Genomic DNA, 16,648 nt, shown 5'->3' with positions numbered 1-16,648 from the left:
GGGGATCATGTTGTCTGGGCGACCCGGTCCGTCCGGGACGGTCCCGGTGGCCTCGATCGTCGTGTCGATGTGCCGACCGGCCGGGTCGAACTCGTGCAGGACGGCGTACCAACGCCGCACGACGGTGCCGGCGTCCCCGTCCTGCCGCCCTTGGGGGAGTCCGGACAGGTGCGCGAGGAACTGGCCCCGCTCCCAGCGGCCGATCGTGGCTGTGCGGTTGTCGGGCTCCCACCGGATGGGAATCAGGTCAGGCACACTCATGGCCGCACACCGGTGATCACCGGTGAAGTCCCTGGCGAGGCAGCCGCGGCCCGGGTGATGTCTCCCGGTTGCGCCTGGTCAGCGCCGTGACGGCTTGCGAGCAGCAGATCAGCGCGAAGCCGGCCCCTGCCGCCGGGATGGCGAGGCCCCTCTCGGCGCGGCCATCCGCCAGGAGCCACATTCCCGCGCCGACGCCGAGAAGGGCGATCCCCGGGATCAGAGTCAGGAGGCCGGCCGTACGGATCATGATCGTCCTACCGGTGGACCGGTGCGGCGCCCGGCCCCGAAGCGTCGGCCTCGTCCGCGAAGTCGGCGAAGTCCGAGTTGGCGATGCTCAGATTGGCGGAGATCTCCGCGTACCGGTCAGCCGGGACCCGGAAGGTCCGTCCGGGTTCGTCGTAGAGATCGACGGCCAGGAGGGGAGACGACGCGTCGGTCATCGTGATCGCGTCCGCGAGGAACACATACGTGAGTTTGTCGTCCTCATCGGCGGCGTCCTCCTCGTCGATGAGTGCCTGGATGCTCACGTCCGTGAAGCGGGGATCGCTGACGTACGTGGCGTGCGGGGATCCGTCGGCGGCGGCGATGGCCGCCCGAACCGCGGACCAAGCCGCCTCATCGCGGAAGTCGGTGCGCAGGATCGTCGAGGTCAGATCCTTCGGAGCGGGCAGGGGCATGCGGGCCATCCTGTCACCTGCCGGAAGCGAGGCCGAGGCCGCCCGTCGACCCCGGTCCGATCGGCTCCCCGCGACCGGCGCGTGCGCCGGCCAGGCCCGCCCGGCCCCCGGCACGAGAGGTCCCGCGCTGACCGCCGTCACAGCGACGGTTGTGGACGACCGCGGCTACGGGAGCCTCCTCATGGCGCGCAGGCCCAGCCGGTAGGCGAGGGTGGCGACGGCGAGGCCGACGAAGGTCGCGGTCGTGTGGGCGTAGTCCGGGAAGAGGTGGGTCGTCACTTCGAGCGCGGGCGGCAAGGTGACGAAGAAGCCGGTCGTGGCGGCCAGGGCGGCGCCGAGCCTGTCCTTGGTCCAACGGGCGTTCGGCGTGGGGGCGGTTGTCACGCGAAGGTTGTACCGGGCGGCCTCAGGACGCGCAACGCCCCACGGCCGGTGGCACGGAGACGCGATGCCGCTACGCTCCGACCGGCACCGCCCAGGGTGCGCGGACCGGAAGGGGTCGTCCATGCGGAGTCCGGGGAGAGTCGGCGGGGCGCTGGACCTCGCCCTCGGCTACCTCGCTCTGCTGCTCACCGTGGCCCTGACGGTGAAGGGCGTCGTGATGCACGAGCACGACGGCGCCTCGTGGTGGTGGGCCCTGACGGCCGGAGTGCTGGCGCTGCTGAGCCTGCACGGTCTGTACCGGCGTCACCGTGCCCGGGGCCGTGGCCGGGCCTGAAGGACCGGGCCCGCGGACCGCCTGCCTCGCCCCCGCGGTTCGGGGCGGGGCCGGCGGTCGCGTCGCGGGCGGATCGGGGACGGGATCAGGCGGCGGAGAGAGCGGCGCGGCCGGCGCGCTGGACGCGGGCGGTCTGGGCGAGGCGGGCGCCGAGGTGCTCGGCGGTCTGCAGGTCGGCCTTGTGGACGGCCTCCGGACCCTCGTCGTTGTTGGTCTGCGCGCCCGCGCCGAGGAAGAAGCCCAGCCGGTTGATGTCGTTCTCCGACGCGTCGGACATGTTCCAGCCCGGGTGCAGGCCCAGGTTGACCCAGGTCATGCCGTGCTGCGCGGCCAGCAGCGTGAAGAACTGCAGCGTGTGCAGCTTGTCGCCGCTCTTGGCGCCGGAGTTGGTGAAGCCGGCGGCGAGCTTGTCCCGCCAGGAGTGGGTGAACCACCGCTTCGAGCTCTCCTCGGCGAACGCGTGGAACGCGGCCGAGGCCGTGCCCATGTAGGTGGGCGAACCGAACGCGATGGCGTCCGCGCCGTCGAGCAGCTCCCATTGCTCCTCGGTGATCTCGTCGACCTTGATCAGGTGGACGGTGGCGCCCTCGGTCTCTGCGCCGGCCCGGACGGCCTCGGCGACGACGGCGGTGTGGCCGTAGCCCGAGTGGTAGGCGATGGCGATGACGGGGGTGGACATACGTGCTCCTCGTGGGGACGGGGCCCGAGCGGGCCGCCCATAGTTGAGCACTAACTTTTGGAAAGCGCAACCCATAGGTGAGCACACTCCACAAGGAAGCGCTCTCTCAGGGAGAGCGCAACCTCTAGGCCGGCGTTCCCCAAAAGGAAGCGCGGCCCCACGGAAAGCGCTGTGGCCGAGTACGCTTGTCGCATGAGCCAGACCCAGCAGTCCACGGGCGAACCGGACTCGGACGGGTACGACGTCTTCGAACGGGGCTGCCCGTCACGCGAGACGCTGGAGCACGTCACGGGCCGCTGGGGCAGCCTGACGATGTGCGCGCTGTCGTACGAGACGCTGCGCTTCAACGAACTGCGGCGCCGGATCGAGGGCGTGAGCGAGAAGATGCTCTCCCAGACGCTGCACGCACTGGAACGCGACGGCCTGGTCATCCGGGACGCCCAGCCGACCAACCCGCCGCACGTCGAGTACCGGCTCAGCCCGCTGGGCCGTGACACCGCCGACCGGCTGCTGGCGCTGATCGGCCTGGTCGAGGAGCGGATGCCCGACGTGCTGGTGGCGCGGGAGCGCTACGACGCGGCGCGCGGCACCGGCTGACAGCGCGGGCAGAAGTAGCTGGAGCGGTTCATCCACGCCCGGCGCCGGATCGGCGTGCCGCACCGGCGGCAGGGCTGGTCCTCACGTCCGTAGGCGTCCAGCGAGCGGTCGAAGTACCCCGACTCGCCGTTCACGTTGACGTAGAGGCTGTCGAAGCTGGTGCCGCCGGCCGCGAGCGCGTCGCCCATCACCTCGCGGATGTGCGTGAGGAGTTCGGCGGTGCGCGGGCGGGTCATCGTCGCCGTCGGACGCTCGTAGTGCAGCTTGGAGCGCCACAGCGCCTCGTCGGCGTAGATGTTGCCGACGCCGCTGATCAGGGACTGGTCGAGCAGGGCGCGCTTGACGGTGGTGCGCTTGCGGCGCAGGGCCGCGTGGAACGCGTCGTCGTCGAAGGCCGGGTCGATCGGGTCGCGTGCGATGTGCGACAGCGGCGCGGGCAGGCCCTCCGGGTCGCCGGGGACGGTCTCGTGCAGCGACAGGCCGCCGAAGGTGCGCTGGTCGACGAAGCGGAGGTCGGTGCCCTGGTCGTCGTCGAACGTGATGCGGACGCGCAGGTGGGTCTCGTAGGACTCGTCCTGGGGGCGCACCAGGAACTGGCCGCTCATGCCCAGGTGGGCGACGAGGGCGGTGCCCTCGGTCAGGGGCAGCCAGAGGTACTTGCCCCGGCGGTGGGCCTCGCCGAGGACGGCGCCGGAGAGCCGGTCGGCGAAGTCCTGGGCGCCGGCCGGGTGGCGGCGGACCGCGCGGGGATGCAGGACGACGGTCCCCGCGACGGTGCGGCCGGAGGTCCAGCGGGCGAGGCCGCGCCTGACCACCTCCACTTCCGGAAGCTCCGGCACGGCCCTCTCCTTCCACCTGGACGTGTGGGGTCCGCCCGGGACGGGCGGACGTCAACCATGAGGGGCGCGAGGTCCCCCGGGCGTCACCCGGGAGATCTCGCGCCCCTGAAACCCCTGCCCGGTCAGGCCGGGGTGGAGGATTTGCGGATGGAGCGCCAGGCCGCCTCGGCCGCCTGCTGCTCCGCTTCCTTCTTGCTGCGGCCGGTGCCGGTGCCGTACTCGACACCACCGACGCGGGCGGCAGCCCTGAAGGTCTTCTCGTGGTCGGGGCCGGACTCCGTCACGGCGTACTCGGGCACGCCGAGTCCTTCCGTGGCGGTGAGCTCCTGGAGCGAGGTCTTCCAGTCCAGGCCGGCGCCGAGGTTGGACGACTCCTCGATCAGCGGGTCGAAGAGCCGGTGGACGAGTTCGGAAGCAGCGTCGAGGCCCTGGTCCAGATAGACCGCCCCGATCACCGCCTCGAGGGTGTCCGCGAGGATCGACGCCTTGTCCCTGCCGCCCGTTCCCTCTTCACCCCGGCCGAGCCGGATGAACGCACCCAGGTCCAGCCCGCGGCTGACCCCTGCCAGGGCCCGCGAGTTGACCACCGCGGCCCGCAGCTTGGCCAGCTGGCCCTCGGGCAGGTCGGGGTGGGTGCGGTAGAGGGTGTCGGTGACCACCAGGCCGAGCACGGAGTCCCCGAGGAACTCCAGCCGCTCGTTGGTGGGCAGCCCGCCGTTCTCGTAGGCGTAGGAACGGTGGGTGAGCGCACGCACCAGAAGGGCGGGCTCGAGGGTGTACCCGAGCCGCCCTTCCAGAATCGTGTGGGACGAGGCCTTGTCCGTCGCGGTCTTCTGCGACGCCGGGACGTCGCGCTGCGATGACGTGGAGGACATTGAGCCTGTCACCCGCCGATCAGACCTCGAGGACCTGACGACGGTTGTAGGTGCCGCAGCTCGGGCACGCGATGTGCTGGAGCTTCGGCTCGTGGCAGCGCTCGCACGCCACCAGGCTCACGGGCGCAGCCTTCCACTGCGAACGGCGGTGGCGCGTGTTGCTGCGCGACATCTTCCGCTTCGGAACAGCCACGGCTACTTCTCCTGGTTCTCGTCGGCGCCGTCGCCGGCGCCGTTCTGCTGGAATTCCTGCAGGGCCGCCCAACGGATGTCGGCGACCTCGTGGTGGTGGTCCGGGTCGTCGGCGAGCCGCGCTCCGCACTCGGAGCACAGGCCCGGACAGTCGTCCTGGCACACCGGCTGCATCGGCAGTGCGAGCACCACCGCGTCGCGCAGCACGGGTTCGAGGTCGAACAGGTCGTCCTCGAGTTGAAGCGTGTCCTCGTCCTCGGCGTCGTCACCGGCTTCGTCCCTGCGGGCGGTCCGGGTGTCGGCGTCGGGGTAGGAGAACATCTCCTGGAACTCCGCGTCGAGCTCCTGCCCGACCGGCTCCAGACACCTTACGCACTCCCCCGTGACCGGTGCATGGGCGGTGCCGGTGACCAGCACACCCTCCATGACCGACTCCAGGCGGAGGTCCAGCTCCACCGTCGCACCCTCGGGCACGCCGATGACCCCGATCAGGCCCAGGTCCGGCGGCGCCGGCACGGAACGGGAGACCTTCTTCATCGCACCAGGACGCCGACCCAGCTCGCGTGTGTCGAACACGAGCGGGTTGCGGTGGTCGAGGCGGGTGTTCAGGGCTTCCTCTTTCGAACGGGCGCTGCTGCGCGGTGACGGCCCTCACCGCTCGACGAGAGCGGGCAGGCCGAAGCGCCGGCGATTCACACGGCTGGAGTGGACAGGATACTGGACGCGCCGCCCCCGCCCAAACGGACCCTTTTCACCTGCCCTGTTCCAGCTCCCGCAGCCGGTTGAGGTCGATCATCCCGGTGTCGAAGAAGCTGGTCTCGTCCAGGGCGGCGGGCTGCTGCCCGTACCCCTGGTGGTGGCCCTGCTCCTGCGGGTGGCCGCCCTGCTGCTGGTACGGGATCTGCGGCGGGTACTGCTGCTGCCCGTACGGGTCGGCGCCCTGCTGCTGGTAGTCGTACCCCTGCTGCTGGCCGTAGGCGTCGGCGCCCTGCTGCTGCCCGTACGGGTCGGCGTAGGCGGCGGCCGGCTGGGCGTACTCCTGCTGCTGGTAGTCGTAGCCCTGCTGCTGGTACTCGTAGCCGCCCTGGTCGTACGGCTCGGGCTGCCCGGGGGTCTGCTGCGGCTGCGGGTCGTAGCCGTACTGGGCCAGGTCCGCCTGCTCGGGGGCCGCGGGGGCGGCGAGGCCGGCCAGGTACTCCGCGTCGGACTGCTGGTGGACGTCCGCGCCGCCGGCCGCGTCGGCGGCGGCGATCTGCGCGGCGAGGTCGTCGATCGGGTTGTGCCCGGTGAGCTTGAGCCGCCCGCGGCCGACCGCCTCCAGGGTCTTGCTGAGCACCGCCTCGAAGGCGCCGAGCTTGGTGTCGACGTACTCGTCCGCGAGCCGGCGCAGCGTCTCGGGGTCGCTGCTGCGCTCCGGGGCGTCCGGGTCGTCCTCGCCCTCGGGGTAGCCGCCCTCGGCCTCGTACGGGCTGCGGCCGAGCAGCTTCTCGCGGCCGCGGTCGACCGAGCCGATGGTCTTGGTGAGCACGACCTCGAAGTTGGCCAGCTTGCTGTCGACGTAGTCGTCGGCCTCGGCGCGGATCTCGTCGGCCTCACGGCGGGCCTCGGCGAGGATCCGGTCGGCCTCGTCCTGCGACTGCCGGGCGATCTGGGTGTCGGAGACCATCGAGCCGCGTTCGGCGTGTGCGGACTCGATGATCCGCTGCGCCTCGGCACGGGCTTCCTGCACCATCTGCTCGCGGCCGCCGAGCAGTTCCTGGGCCTGCGCGAGGGAGCCGGGGAGTGCCGCGGACACTTCGTCGAGCATGGCCAGCAGCTCGGCCCGGTTCACCACGCAGGAGGCCGACATCGGCATGGACCGGGCGTTGGCCACGGTCGTCACGATCTCATCGAGCTTCTTCTGGACGTCCACGCAGGAGAGCCTAGCGCTGCTTCAGCTTCGCGTTGAGCGCCTCCAGGACCGGCCCCGGCACCAAGTGCGAGATGTCGCCGCCCCATTGGGCGACTTCCTTGACGAGGCTGGACGACAGGAAGCTGTACTCGGGGTTGGTGGGGACGAAGAGGGTCTCCACGCCCGACAGGCCGATGTTCATCTGGGCCATCTGCAGCTCGTAGTCGAAGTCGCTGACCGCGCGCAGGCCCTTGACGATGGCCGGGATGTCGCGCTGCTTGCAGAAGTCCACGAGCAGGCCGTGGAAGGACTCCACGACGACGTTCGGGAGGTCGGAGGTCACCTCCTCGATCAGCGCGATCCGCTCCTCGATGGGGAACAGGCCCTTCTTGGACTGGTTGATCATCACGGCGACGTGCACCGTGTCGTACAGCCGGGAGGCACGGGCGATGATGTCGAGGTGTCCGTTGGTGATGGGGTCGAAGGACCCCGGACAGACTGCGCGGCGCACGACTGTCTCCTCGCTCTGCGTACGGGGGTGGCCGGTGCTGGTCATGGCGGGCTCATGTCGTTCGGCGGGCTCATGACCCATCGGTAACGTGGGCGGCGCGACCGTACCAAAGAGTCGCCTCGCCGTACCGGCGGGCACGCAGGCCCTCGAACCCCTGCGGCCAGCCGAACTCGCCGCCGCGGGTCCTGCGCTCCACGGTGACCAGCGCGTCCCCGGCGAGCCAGAGGTTGGTCCGGAGTGTGAGCAGGATCTCCCGCAGTTCGGCGTCGGCGACGTCGTAGGGCGGGTCCAGGAAGAGGACGTCGTAGGGCTCGGCGGGCGCCGGTCCCGCGGCGGTCTTCTCGGCCCGGCCGGCCCGCACCTCGGCGCCCGGCAGGCCGATCGCGGCGGCGTTCTCGCGCACGATCCGGGCCGCCCGGGGGTCGGCCTCGACCAGCAGCACGTGGGCCGCCCCGCGGGACAGCGCCTCCAGGCCGACGGCCCCCGACCCGGCGTACAGGTCGGCCACGCGAGCGCCCTCCAGGGTGCCGCGCAGCGACTGCCAGGTGGAGAACAGGCCCTCCCTGGCCCGGTCCGAGGTGGGCCGGGTCCCGGTGCCGGGGGGCACGGTGAGGCGCCGCCCTCCGGCGGCACCGGCGATCACGCGGGTCATGAGGTGCTCACGCCGACGACACTACCCCGTGCCGACCTGGTCACCCCTTGTCGAGGAACTCCTCGCGGTCGGCGTCCAGCAGGCTCTGCAGGGCGCTGCGCAGGTCGGCGTGGGCGGTCAGCTCCGGGTCGGCGGCGACCAGCGCGGTGGCCTCGTCGCGGGCGGCCTCGATGACGTCGCGGTCGTCCATCACCGCCAGGACGCGCAGCGAGGACCGGGCGCCGGACTGCGCCTGGCCGAGGACGTCGCCCTCGCGGCGCTGCTGGAGGTCGATCTCGGAGAGCGCGAAGCCGTCGAGGGTGCCGGCGACGGCGTCGAGCCGGGCGCGGGCCGGGCTCGCCTCGGACGCCTCGGAGACCAGCAGGCACAGCCCCGGCGCGGAGCCGCGGCCGACGCGGCCGCGGAGCTGGTGGAGCTGGGAGACGCCGAACCGGTCGGCGTCCATGATCACCATGGCCGTCGCGTTGGGCACGTTGACGCCGACCTCGATGACGGTGGTGGCCACCAGCACGTCCACCTCGCCGGCCGCGAAGGCGCGCATGACCTCGTCCTTGGCCTCGGGCGCCATCCTGCCGTGCAGCACCTCGACGCGCAGGCCGCGCAGGGGGCCGGCGGCGAGCTGCCCGGCGACGTCCAGGACGGCCAGCGGCGGCCGGCGCTCCCCGTCGTCGGGCTCGTTCTCCGCCTTCGCCGGCGGCTTCTGCGCCGCGGCCGTCGACCGGCTGCCGGACCTGCCGCCGCCCGGGGCGTCCGCCGCGTCCTCGGCGTCGCCGATCCGCGGGCAGACCACGTAGGCCTGGTGGCCGCTCTCCACCTCCTCCCGCACCCGCTCCCAGGCGCGGGCCAGGAAGTGCGGCTTCTCGGCGGCCGGCACGACGTGGCTGGCGATCGGCGAGCGGCCGGCGGGGAGCTGGTCGAGCACGGAGGTGTCGAGGTCGCCGAAGACCGTCATGGCGACCGTGCGCGGGATGGGCGTGGCGGTCATGACCAGCAGGTGCGGCGGCTGTTTGCCCTTGCCGCGCAGCGCGTCGCGCTGCTCGACGCCGAAGCGGTGCTGCTCGTCCACCACGACCAGCCCGAGGTCGTGGAACTGCACCTTGTCCTCGATCAACGCGTGGGTGCCGACCACGATGCCGGCCTCGCCGGTCGCCAGGTCCAGCAGCGCGGCCCGGCGGGCGGGGGTGCCCATCGAGCCGGTGAGCAGCACCACCTTGGTGCCGGCGTCGGATCCGCCCAGCATCCCGGCCTCGGCGAGATCGCCCATCATCTCGGTGATCGAGCGGTGGTGCTGCTGGGCGAGCACCTCGGTCGGCGCGAGCATCGCCGCCTGGCCGCCGGCGTCCACCACCCCGAGCATGGCCCGCAGCGCGACCATCGTCTTGCCGGAGCCGACCTCGCCCTGCAGCAGCCGGTGCATGGGGTGGTCGGTGGCCAGGTCGGCGAAGATCTCGGCGGAGACGGCCTGCTGGCCGTCCGTGAGGGTGAACGGCAGCTTGGCGTCGAACGCGGTGAGCAGGCCGTCCGCGGACGGGCGCCGCGGCACGGCGGGCAGGGCGGCGTCGGCGGCCCGGCGGCGGGCCAGCGCGACCTGCAGGACGAACGCCTCGTCCCACTTCAGCCGGTGCCGGGCCGCGGCGATGTCCTGCTTGGACCGCGGCCGGTGGATCTTCTCCAGCGCCTCCGGGAGCGGGGCGAGGCCGCGGTGGGCGCGCAGTTCGTGCGGCAGCGGTTCGCCGACGCCCGCCCAGCCGGTGGCGGCGAGGGAGTTCAGCGCGGTGTCGACGGCCTGGGCGATCCGCCAGGAGGTGATCTGCTTGCACGCCGGGTAGAGCGGGATGAGCCGGTTGGCGAACGCGTCCGCCGCCTCCCGGGCCTCGGCGCCGTCCTCGGCGTCCAGCAACTGGTAGTCGGGGTGGGCGAGTTGGCGTACGCGGTTGAAGACGGACACCTTGCCGGAGAACATCCCGCGGCGGCCGGGGATCAGCCGGTGGGCGTGGGCGTGCGCGGCCTTGCTGAAGAAGACCAGGGTCAGCGAGCCGCTTCCGTCGGTGACCACGACCTCCAGCCGGACGCCTTTGCCGCCGCCGTAGGTCCGCTTGTCGGCCTTGGCGATCTGGGCGACGACGGTCACGTACTCGTCGACGGGCAGGTCGGCGAGCCGGGTCAGCTCGCCGCGCTCGGCGTACCGCCGCGGGTAGTGGTGCAGCAGGTCGCCGGTGGTGTGCAGCCCGAGGTGCTCGCCGAGCACCTTGGCCGTACGGTCGCCGACGAGGTCGCGGAGCCGGTCGTCGAGGGGGTTCGCGCTCATCCCCACCATCTTCCCGCACGCCACCGACAATTCCCCGGCACCCACCGCGCCGGGGACGCGCTACTCCACGCCGATCAGGAGCGGGGCGGCGCTCTGGCCGCCCTGGTACGTCATCGTGTCCACCGCCAGGTGCACCTCGCGGACGTGCGCCTCGATCCGCTCGCCGAGGCCCGACGGCGCCCCCTCGCCCAGCACGAGGGTGACGAGTTCACCGCCCGCGGCCAGCATCCGGTCGAGCACGACGACGGCGGTCTCCGCCAGGTCGCCGCCGATGACCGCCACGTCCCCGTCGATCAGACCGAGCACGTCCCCGGCCTGGCACACGCCGGCCATCGTCCACGACCGGTGCTCAGCGACCGCGAGTTCGGCGTACCGGGTGGCACCGGCCGCGGAGGTCATGGCCACCACGTCCTCGTCGAACCGGCGGGACGGCTCGTGCACCGCGAGGGCGGCCAGTCCCTGGACCGCCGAGCGGGTCGGGATCAGCGCGACGCGCACGCCGTCGGTGCGGGCCTGTTCGGCGGCAGCGCCCGCGGCGTCGCGCAGCTCGGTGTCGTTGGGCAGCAGTATCACCTCGTGGGCGTGCGCCCGCCGGACGGCCGCGGCGATCTCGCCGCTGGCGGGCGGCTCGCCGGGGCGCACCGCGACGACGGTCGCGCCGGCCTCGGCGTAGAGCCCGGCCAGGCCGTCGCCCTGGACGACGGCGACGACGCCCCGCAGGACGCGTTCGCGGTCCGGCGCCCGGTGCTGCGCGCCGAAGTGGGTCACCCGGATCCGGTAGGGCCGCCCGGCCTCGATCGCCGCCTCGATGGCCGCGCCGACGTCGTCGACGTGGACGTGGACGTGCCACAGGCCGTCCCCGCCGACGACCACCAGCGAGTCGCCGAGGGCGTCGAGGCGGGTGCGCAGCCGGGCGACGGGGGCGTCGCCCGCCGCCTCCAGCAGGAAGATCACCTCGAAGGCGGGGCCGTCCTCCCCGGTGTGACCGTCCTGCTCGCAGGCGTCCTCCCCGGGGGCCGGGGCTGGGCCCAGGTCGGGGTCGAGGACAGCGCCGGGACCGGGGGTGAGAGCGGCGCCGGGGCCGGGTTCCGGCACCGGGATGGGTTCGGTTCCGGGATCGGAATCGGGCTCGGGAGCGGCGGCCGGACCCGCACCGCCCGGGCGCGCGGTGTGCGTGGTCGCCGACCCGGCGACAGGGTGGGCGTGGCGGAACGACGTGCCCGCGCCGGTCACCGCTCCGGGCAGCGGCGTGAGCGGGGCCTCGCCGGTGACGGCCTCGCACAGCGCGCCGAGGACGGCGACCAGGCCCAGGCCGCCGGCGTCCACCACACCGGCCCGGCGCAGCACGCCCAGTTGCCCCGGGGTGCCGGCCAGGGCGGCCAGCGCGCCCGCGTGGGCGGCCCGGACGACCTCGGCGAGCCCGCCGTCGGCCGTCTGCGCGGCGTCGGCGGCCCCGGTGGCGACGGTCAGCATGGTGCCCTCGACCGGCCGGGACACCGCCTCGTACCCGGACGCGGCGGCGGTGCGCAGCGCCTGCCGCACCACGGCGGCGGCCGCGTGCTCCGCGTCGGGCACGCCGGGCCCGGCGACTCCGCCACCGGCGCCGCCCGCGCGGGCTTCACCGGTCCCTGCGAATCCGCCGAGCGTCACCGCGGGCGCCGCGATCGACTCGTTCATGCCGCGCAGCAACTGCGCCAGGATCGTGCCGGAGTTGCCGCGGGCCCCGATCAGGGCGCCGTGGGACATGGCGAGGAACGCCTCGGCGAGCGTGGGGCGGGTGCCGTCCGCGTCACTGGTGGCCGCGTGGCCGTCGAAGGCCGCGTCCACGGACTGCGCGGCGGACTCCATGGTCAGGTAGAGGTTGGTCCCGGTGTCGCCGTCGGCCACCGGGTAGACGTTGATCGCGTCGATCTCCTCGCGCGCCCGGCCCAGCGCCCGCAGGGAGAGCCGGCACCAGGCGCGCACCGCGGAAGCGTCGAGCGAGGGCGGCAACAGGTCCTCCTGGGACACGGCGAACGGGGCGGCTGCCCGTGAGGGTAGTCGTGAGCCGCGTCACGCGCCCAGGGCGGGCGGGTCGGGGCGGGTCCCGGACCATGGTAGTTTCGTTGTACGGGAGCAGGCGTTGTATGCTGCTCCGGTTGTCCGGGGCTCTCTCGGACTTTTCATCGTAAATGCATCTGAAGTCTTTGGAGTGACCCGTGGCTGCCAACTGCGACGTCTGCGGCAAGGGGCCGGGCTTCGGCAACAGCATCTCCCACTCGCACCGCCGTACCCCGCGTCGTTGGAACCCCAACATCCAGCGCGTGCGTGCGGTCGTCGGGAAGACGCCGAAGCGCCTCAATGTCTGCACCTCGTGCATCAAGGCCGGCAAGGTCTCGCGCTAGTTATCCAAGCGCGTACGCACGCGTACGTCGTAGTAGCGCAGCCTTGCGGCTACCGAAAGCCGGTCCACCTCGCGGTGGGCCGGCTTTTCAGTGTCCGCGGGCGAGCCATCCGTGATCGACCGGGCCGATGCCGGCGCCCAGCGGGAAGCCGGCCGCGATCGCCCCGGTGACGTACCGCTTGGCCCGGCCCACCGCGTCCGGCACGTCGTGGCCCAGCGCCAGGTACGCGGCCACCGCGCTCGCCAGGGTGCAACCGGTGCCGTGGGTGTGCCGGTTGCCGTGCCTCGGGGCCCGGTACCAGTGCTCGCGGGCGCCGTCGGTCAGCAGGTCGACCGCGTCGGAACCGGCGTCCAGGTGCCCGCCCTTGATGAGCGCCCACGCGGGGCCGTGCGCCAGCACCGCCTCCGCGGCCGCCCGCATGCCGTCCTCCCCGGTGACCCGGACGCCGGTGAGCAGGGCCACCTCGTCCAGATTGGGTGTGACGACGGTCGCCCGCGGCAGCAGCCGCTCGCGCACCACCGCGACGGCCTCCGCGGCGAGCAGGGCGTCGCCGTGCTTGGAGATGCCGACGGGGTCGACGACGACGGGCGCCGCGACATCGGCCAGCAGGTCGGCGACCACGACGGCCAGCGCCGCCGAGGCGAGCATGCCGGTCTTCACCGCCTGCACCCCGATGTCGTCGGCGACCGCGCGGAACTGGGCGCGGACCGCCTCCTCCGGCAGTTCCCAGGAGGCCGTGACGCCCAGGGAGTTCTGCGCGGTGACGGCGGTGACCACGCTCATGCCGTGCACGCCCAGGGCGAGCATCGTCTTGAGGTCGGCCTGGATGCCGGCGCCGCCGCCGGAGTCCGAGCCGGCGACGGTCAGCACCCGGGCCGGGGCGGCCGCCGCCGCCGGGTCCCGCGTCCCGGTGGTGTCCCCGGGGCGCGGCTCGTCGTACGTCATGGTGATCCCCCCGGGTCAGGACTTGTCGTCCCCGAAGTGGTCCCAGCCGCCGGCCTTGTCCCAGGGGGCGCCGTCGACGGTGACCTGCGGGGTGCGGCCGGCCGGGGTCCGGACCTCGCCGATCACCCGCCAGCGGGCCGGGAGTTTCACGTCCCGCGGGAACGCGGCGACTATCGCGTGGTCCTCGCCGCCGGTGAGCACCCAGTGCAGCGGGTCGACGCCGACCGCCTGGCCGATGTCCGACATCTGCGCGGGCACGTCGACGTCGGCGGACCGCAGGTCGATGTCGACGCCACTGGCCGCGGCGATGTGGCCGAGATCCGCGACCAGCCCGTCGCTGACGTCGGTCATGGCGGTCGCGCCGAGCTCGGCGGCCGCGGGGCCCGCGTGGTACGGCGGTTCGGGCCGGCGGTGGGCCTCGACGAAGGCGCGCGGCGACCGGAAGCCGCGCGAGAGCACCGCGAACCCGGCCGCCGACCAGCCGAGCCAGCCGGTCACGGCGATCAGGTTGCCGGGGCGGGCTCCCGATCGGGTGACAGGGGCGCGGTTGCGCAGGTCACCCAGGGCGGTGACGGCGACGGTGACCAGATCGCCGCGCACCACGTCGCCGCCGACCACCGCGGCACCGGCCACCTGGCACTCGTCGCGGATGCCGTCCATCAGCTCGACCGGCCAGGTCGCGGGCAGTTCGGTCGGCACGACCAGGCCGACCAGCACCGCGGTGGGCACCGCGCCCATGGCGGCGACGTCGGCGAGGTTCTGCGCGGCGGCCTTGCGGCCGACGTCGTAGGCGGTGGACCAGTCGCGCCGGAAGTGCCGGTTCTCCAGCAGCACGTCGGTGGTGGCCACCACCCGGCGGTCGGGCGCGGCGACGACCGCCGCGTCGTCCCCGGGGCCGATCTTCACGGCGGGGGTCGAGGTGAGGCGGGAGGTCAGTTCCCTGATGAGACCGAACTCCCCCAGCTCGCCCACAGTCCCCTTCATAGTGTCGTCCCCTTCGGTCGTGACTCCGGTCGCGGCTTCCGCCGGTTCTGCGTGTTTCCCGTCAATACGGGGGTCAGGTACCGCGCGGGTCTCCCCGCCGCAGGCGGCAACGCGATACCGTGGCGTCCCCCTTCCCACATGATCCTCGAAGCCGCCCTGGAGGTTCCGTGGTACAGGCGTACATCCTGATCCAGACCGAGGTCGGCAAGGCCTCGGCAGTAGCGGAGGTGATCTCCAAGATCGACGGGGTGATCCAGGCAGAGGACGTCACCGGTCCCTACGACGTGATCGTGCGGGCCCAGGCCGACACGGTCGACGAACTCGGCCGCATGGTGGTCGCCAAGGTCCAGCAAGTGGACGGCATCACCCGAACCCTGACCTGCCCGGTCGTGCATATCTAGTCCCCCACTATGCTCGCCCGGTGAGGATTCGCCGCCGGGCCGCGCTGATCGCCGTGTCCGCCGTCGCCTGCCTGTCAGCGGCGGCGGTCTACGCCGCCACGTCCGGTACGGACGAGACGGTGGCCGTGCCGGTTCCTGACGCCCAGGTGGCCCGCTACTGCAGCGCGCTGCACGCGCGGCTGCCGGAGAAGGTCGACGGACTCCCCCGGCATGATCTCAAGCCGAGTTCCGAGCTGACCGCCGGGTGGGGCGATCCGTCGATCGTGCTGCGCTGCGGTGTGCCCCGGCCGGCCGCGGACGACAGCGTGAACACCGACGCCGTGGAGGTCGACGGTGTGGGGTGGTCCATCGAGCCGCAGGGCGACGGCGTGTTCCGGCTCACCACGACGCTGCGCAAGGCGTACGTGGAGGTGACGCTGCCCAAGAGGTACGCCCGCGATCTCGATCCGCTGACCGATCTCGCGGGCGCCGTCAAGGCGGCCGTTCCCGAGGGGATCTGAGCGCGCTCCCGGCCGGGAGCGCGCTCCGCGCGGGTCTCAGCGCAGGCCGGTCGGGCGGCGCAGCGCCGCCTGGATGAGCCGGTCGACGAGCTCGGGGTAGCCGATGCCGCTCTCCTGCCACATCCGCGGGTACATCGAGATGGGCGTGAAGCCGGGCATCGTGTTGATCTCGTTGATCACGAACTCCCCGCTGTCCAGCAGGAAGAAGTCGGCCCGGACCAGTCCCTCGCAGGACGCCGCCTCGAACGCGGCCACCGCCAGCCGCTGCACCTCGGCGGTCTGCTCGGGGGTGAGCGGGGCCGGCACGACGCCTTCGGCGGAGTCGATGTACTTCGCCTCGAAGTCGTAGAAGGAGTGCGTGGTGGGCGGCGGGATCTCGGCCGGCGCCGACGCGCGCGGGCCGTCCTCGAACTCGAGCACCCCGCACTCGATCTCGCGGCCGCTCAGCGCCGCCTCGACGATGACCTTCGGGTCGTGACCGCGGGCCTCCTCGATCGCCGCGTCGAGGCCGTCGGGACCGTCGACCTTGGTGATGCCGAACGAGGAGCCCGCCCGGGCCGGCTTCACGAACAGCGGCCAGCCGTGCTGCGCGGCGAACGCCAGCACGCGGTCACGGGCGGCGGCCGGGTCCTGCTCCCACTCCCGCGGCCTGATCACCACGTAGGGGCCCACGGCGAGCCCGAACGAGGTGAAGATCCGCTTCATGTACTCCTTGTCCATGCCGACGGCCGAGGCGAGTACGCCCGCGCCGACGTACGGGACGCCGGAGAGTTCCAGCAGGCCCTGCAGGGTGCCGTCCTCGCCGTACGGGCCGTGCAGCATGGGGAAGACGACGTCGACCTCGCCGAGCGCCTTGGGCACCGCGCCGGCCTCGGTGTAGACCACCTCGCGGTTGGCGGGGTCCACCGGCAGCACGACCGCGCCCTCGTGGTCGGTGACCTGCTCGACGGTCGGCATGCGCCGCTCCGCGATGGCCATCCGGTCGGGCGCGTCCGCGGTCAGCGCCCAGCGGCCCTCGGTGGTGATGCCGATGGGCAGCACGTCGTACTTGTCGCGGTCGATGGCGCGCAGCACGCTGGCGGCGGTCACCACGGACACGCCGTGCTCGGAGCTGCGGCCGCCGAAGACCACGGCGACGCGCGGCTTGCGACCGTAGCCGGGCCGCCCCGCGCGGGGCTCCTCGGCCTGGTCGGGACGCTGCTCGGGGCTCTGGGGAGAAGGCAGGTTGCTCATG

General features: G+C 73.0%; 20 protein-coding genes and 1 pseudogene. 5 read left to right on the top strand and 16 right to left on the bottom strand.

The annotated features are described in order from the left end of the window. The 3 genes and pseudogenes from K7862_RS30310 to K7862_RS30300 form a co-directional block, all read right to left on the bottom strand. A pseudogene (locus K7862_RS30310) lies at positions 1-261 on the bottom strand (hypothetical protein); the annotation flags it as partial. 254 nt (positions 262-515) lie between these two features. Then, a complete protein-coding gene (locus K7862_RS30305) occupies positions 516-938 on the bottom strand; it encodes a DUF6924 domain-containing protein (RefSeq protein WP_222967989.1) in 423 nt (140 codons plus the stop codon). Positions 939-1,103: 165 nt separating this feature from the next. After that, on the bottom strand, positions 1,104-1,322 hold the full coding sequence (locus tag K7862_RS30300) for a hypothetical protein (RefSeq protein ID WP_222967988.1): 219 nt from the start codon (positions 1,320-1,322) through the stop codon (positions 1,104-1,106). A 121-nt stretch (positions 1,323-1,443) separates the two neighbouring features. Between K7862_RS30300 and K7862_RS30295 the strand changes: the two genes are divergently transcribed. Beyond that, positions 1,444-1,656, top strand: a complete 213-nt coding sequence (locus K7862_RS30295) for a hypothetical protein (RefSeq protein ID WP_222967987.1) — start codon at positions 1,444-1,446, stop codon at positions 1,654-1,656. A gap of 85 nt (positions 1,657-1,741) precedes the next feature. On the opposite strand, the gene K7862_RS30290 is transcribed toward K7862_RS30295, so the two are convergent. Then, positions 1,742-2,335 carry a flavodoxin family protein gene (locus K7862_RS30290; RefSeq protein WP_222967986.1) on the bottom strand — a complete coding sequence of 198 codons (594 nt, stop codon included), beginning with the start codon at positions 2,333-2,335 and terminating at the stop codon, positions 1,742-1,744. A gap of 192 nt (positions 2,336-2,527) precedes the next feature. Between K7862_RS30290 and K7862_RS30285 the strand changes: the two genes are divergently transcribed. Next, on the top strand, positions 2,528-2,932 hold the full coding sequence (locus K7862_RS30285) for a winged helix-turn-helix transcriptional regulator (protein WP_222967985.1): 405 nt from the start codon (positions 2,528-2,530) through the stop codon (positions 2,930-2,932). Here the strand turns inward: K7862_RS30285 and mutM are convergent. The 9 genes from mutM to K7862_RS30240 all read right to left on the bottom strand — a co-directional run bounded on the left by mutM (position 2,905) and on the right by K7862_RS30240 (position 12,192). Continuing rightward, positions 2,905-3,771, bottom strand: coding sequence for a bifunctional DNA-formamidopyrimidine glycosylase/DNA-(apurinic or apyrimidinic site) lyase (gene mutM, locus K7862_RS30280; protein ID WP_222967984.1), 867 nt, complete (start codon positions 3,769-3,771; stop codon positions 2,905-2,907). The two genes, K7862_RS30285 and mutM, sit on opposite strands and share 28 nt — an antisense overlap. Positions 3,772-3,893: 122 nt before the next feature. Beyond that, positions 3,894-4,646 carry a ribonuclease III gene (gene rnc, locus K7862_RS30275; protein ID WP_222967982.1) on the bottom strand — a complete coding sequence of 251 codons (753 nt, stop codon included), beginning with the start codon at positions 4,644-4,646 and terminating at the stop codon, positions 3,894-3,896. 19 nt (positions 4,647-4,665) lie between these two features. Continuing rightward, complete coding sequence (gene rpmF, locus K7862_RS30270; protein WP_069465182.1) at positions 4,666-4,839, bottom strand: 50S ribosomal protein L32; 174 nt, start codon at positions 4,837-4,839, stop codon at positions 4,666-4,668. Positions 4,840-4,841: 2 nt separating this feature from the next. Continuing rightward, a complete protein-coding gene (locus K7862_RS30265; RefSeq protein ID WP_222967996.1) occupies positions 4,842-5,447 on the bottom strand; it encodes a YceD family protein in 606 nt (201 codons plus the stop codon). Between the two features lie 142 nt (positions 5,448-5,589). Beyond that, positions 5,590-6,750, bottom strand: a complete 1,161-nt coding sequence (locus K7862_RS30260) for a F0F1 ATP synthase subunit B (protein ID WP_222967980.1) — start codon at positions 6,748-6,750, stop codon at positions 5,590-5,592. Between the two features lie 10 nt (positions 6,751-6,760). Then, positions 6,761-7,240 (bottom strand): pantetheine-phosphate adenylyltransferase, encoded by a 480-nt coding sequence (coaD, locus tag K7862_RS30255; protein ID WP_222967994.1) that lies wholly within the window; start codon positions 7,238-7,240, stop codon positions 6,761-6,763. Positions 7,241-7,310: 70 nt separating this feature from the next. After that, positions 7,311-7,892 (bottom strand): 16S rRNA (guanine(966)-N(2))-methyltransferase RsmD, encoded by a 582-nt coding sequence (gene rsmD, locus K7862_RS30250; RefSeq protein ID WP_222967979.1) that lies wholly within the window; start codon positions 7,890-7,892, stop codon positions 7,311-7,313. A gap of 40 nt (positions 7,893-7,932) precedes the next feature. Next, a complete protein-coding gene (gene recG, locus K7862_RS30245; protein ID WP_222967977.1) occupies positions 7,933-10,200 on the bottom strand; it encodes an ATP-dependent DNA helicase RecG in 2,268 nt (755 codons plus the stop codon). A 60-nt stretch (positions 10,201-10,260) separates the two neighbouring features. Continuing rightward, a complete protein-coding gene (locus K7862_RS30240; RefSeq protein WP_222967975.1) occupies positions 10,261-12,192 on the bottom strand; it encodes a DAK2 domain-containing protein in 1,932 nt (643 codons plus the stop codon). Positions 12,193-12,398: 206 nt separating this feature from the next. Between K7862_RS30240 and rpmB the strand changes: the two genes are divergently transcribed. Then, positions 12,399-12,584 (top strand): 50S ribosomal protein L28, encoded by a 186-nt coding sequence (rpmB, locus tag K7862_RS30235; RefSeq protein ID WP_033173090.1) that lies wholly within the window; start codon positions 12,399-12,401, stop codon positions 12,582-12,584. An 87-nt stretch (positions 12,585-12,671) separates the two neighbouring features. On the opposite strand, the gene thiD is transcribed toward rpmB, so the two are convergent. Next, positions 12,672-13,529, bottom strand: coding sequence for a bifunctional hydroxymethylpyrimidine kinase/phosphomethylpyrimidine kinase (gene thiD / locus K7862_RS30230; protein WP_222967973.1), 858 nt, complete (start codon positions 13,527-13,529; stop codon positions 12,672-12,674). A 15-nt stretch (positions 13,530-13,544) separates the two neighbouring features. Next, positions 13,545-14,513, bottom strand: a complete 969-nt coding sequence (locus K7862_RS30225) for a thiamine-phosphate kinase (RefSeq protein ID WP_222967971.1) — start codon at positions 14,511-14,513, stop codon at positions 13,545-13,547. A gap of 167 nt (positions 14,514-14,680) precedes the next feature. Between K7862_RS30225 and K7862_RS30220 the strand changes: the two genes are divergently transcribed. After that, complete coding sequence (locus tag K7862_RS30220; protein WP_033173093.1) at positions 14,681-14,914, top strand: Lrp/AsnC family transcriptional regulator; 234 nt, start codon at positions 14,681-14,683, stop codon at positions 14,912-14,914. A 20-nt stretch (positions 14,915-14,934) separates the two neighbouring features. Further along, positions 14,935-15,414, top strand: coding sequence for a DUF3515 domain-containing protein (locus tag K7862_RS30215; RefSeq protein WP_222967969.1), 480 nt, complete (start codon positions 14,935-14,937; stop codon positions 15,412-15,414). A gap of 36 nt (positions 15,415-15,450) precedes the next feature. Here K7862_RS30215 and K7862_RS30210 read toward each other — a convergent pair whose 3' ends face one another. Then, positions 15,451-16,647, bottom strand: a complete 1,197-nt coding sequence (locus tag K7862_RS30210) for a D-alanine--D-alanine ligase family protein (protein ID WP_222967967.1) — start codon at positions 16,645-16,647, stop codon at positions 15,451-15,453. Between the last annotated feature and the right edge of the window lies 1 nt (position 16,648).

Source organism: Actinacidiphila acidipaludis (genome assembly GCF_019890725.1).
GTDB classification, from domain to species: Bacteria; Actinomycetota; Actinomycetes; order Streptomycetales; family Streptomycetaceae; genus Actinacidiphila; species Actinacidiphila acidipaludis.
This window is presented reverse-complemented; position numbering and strand designations above follow the sequence as displayed.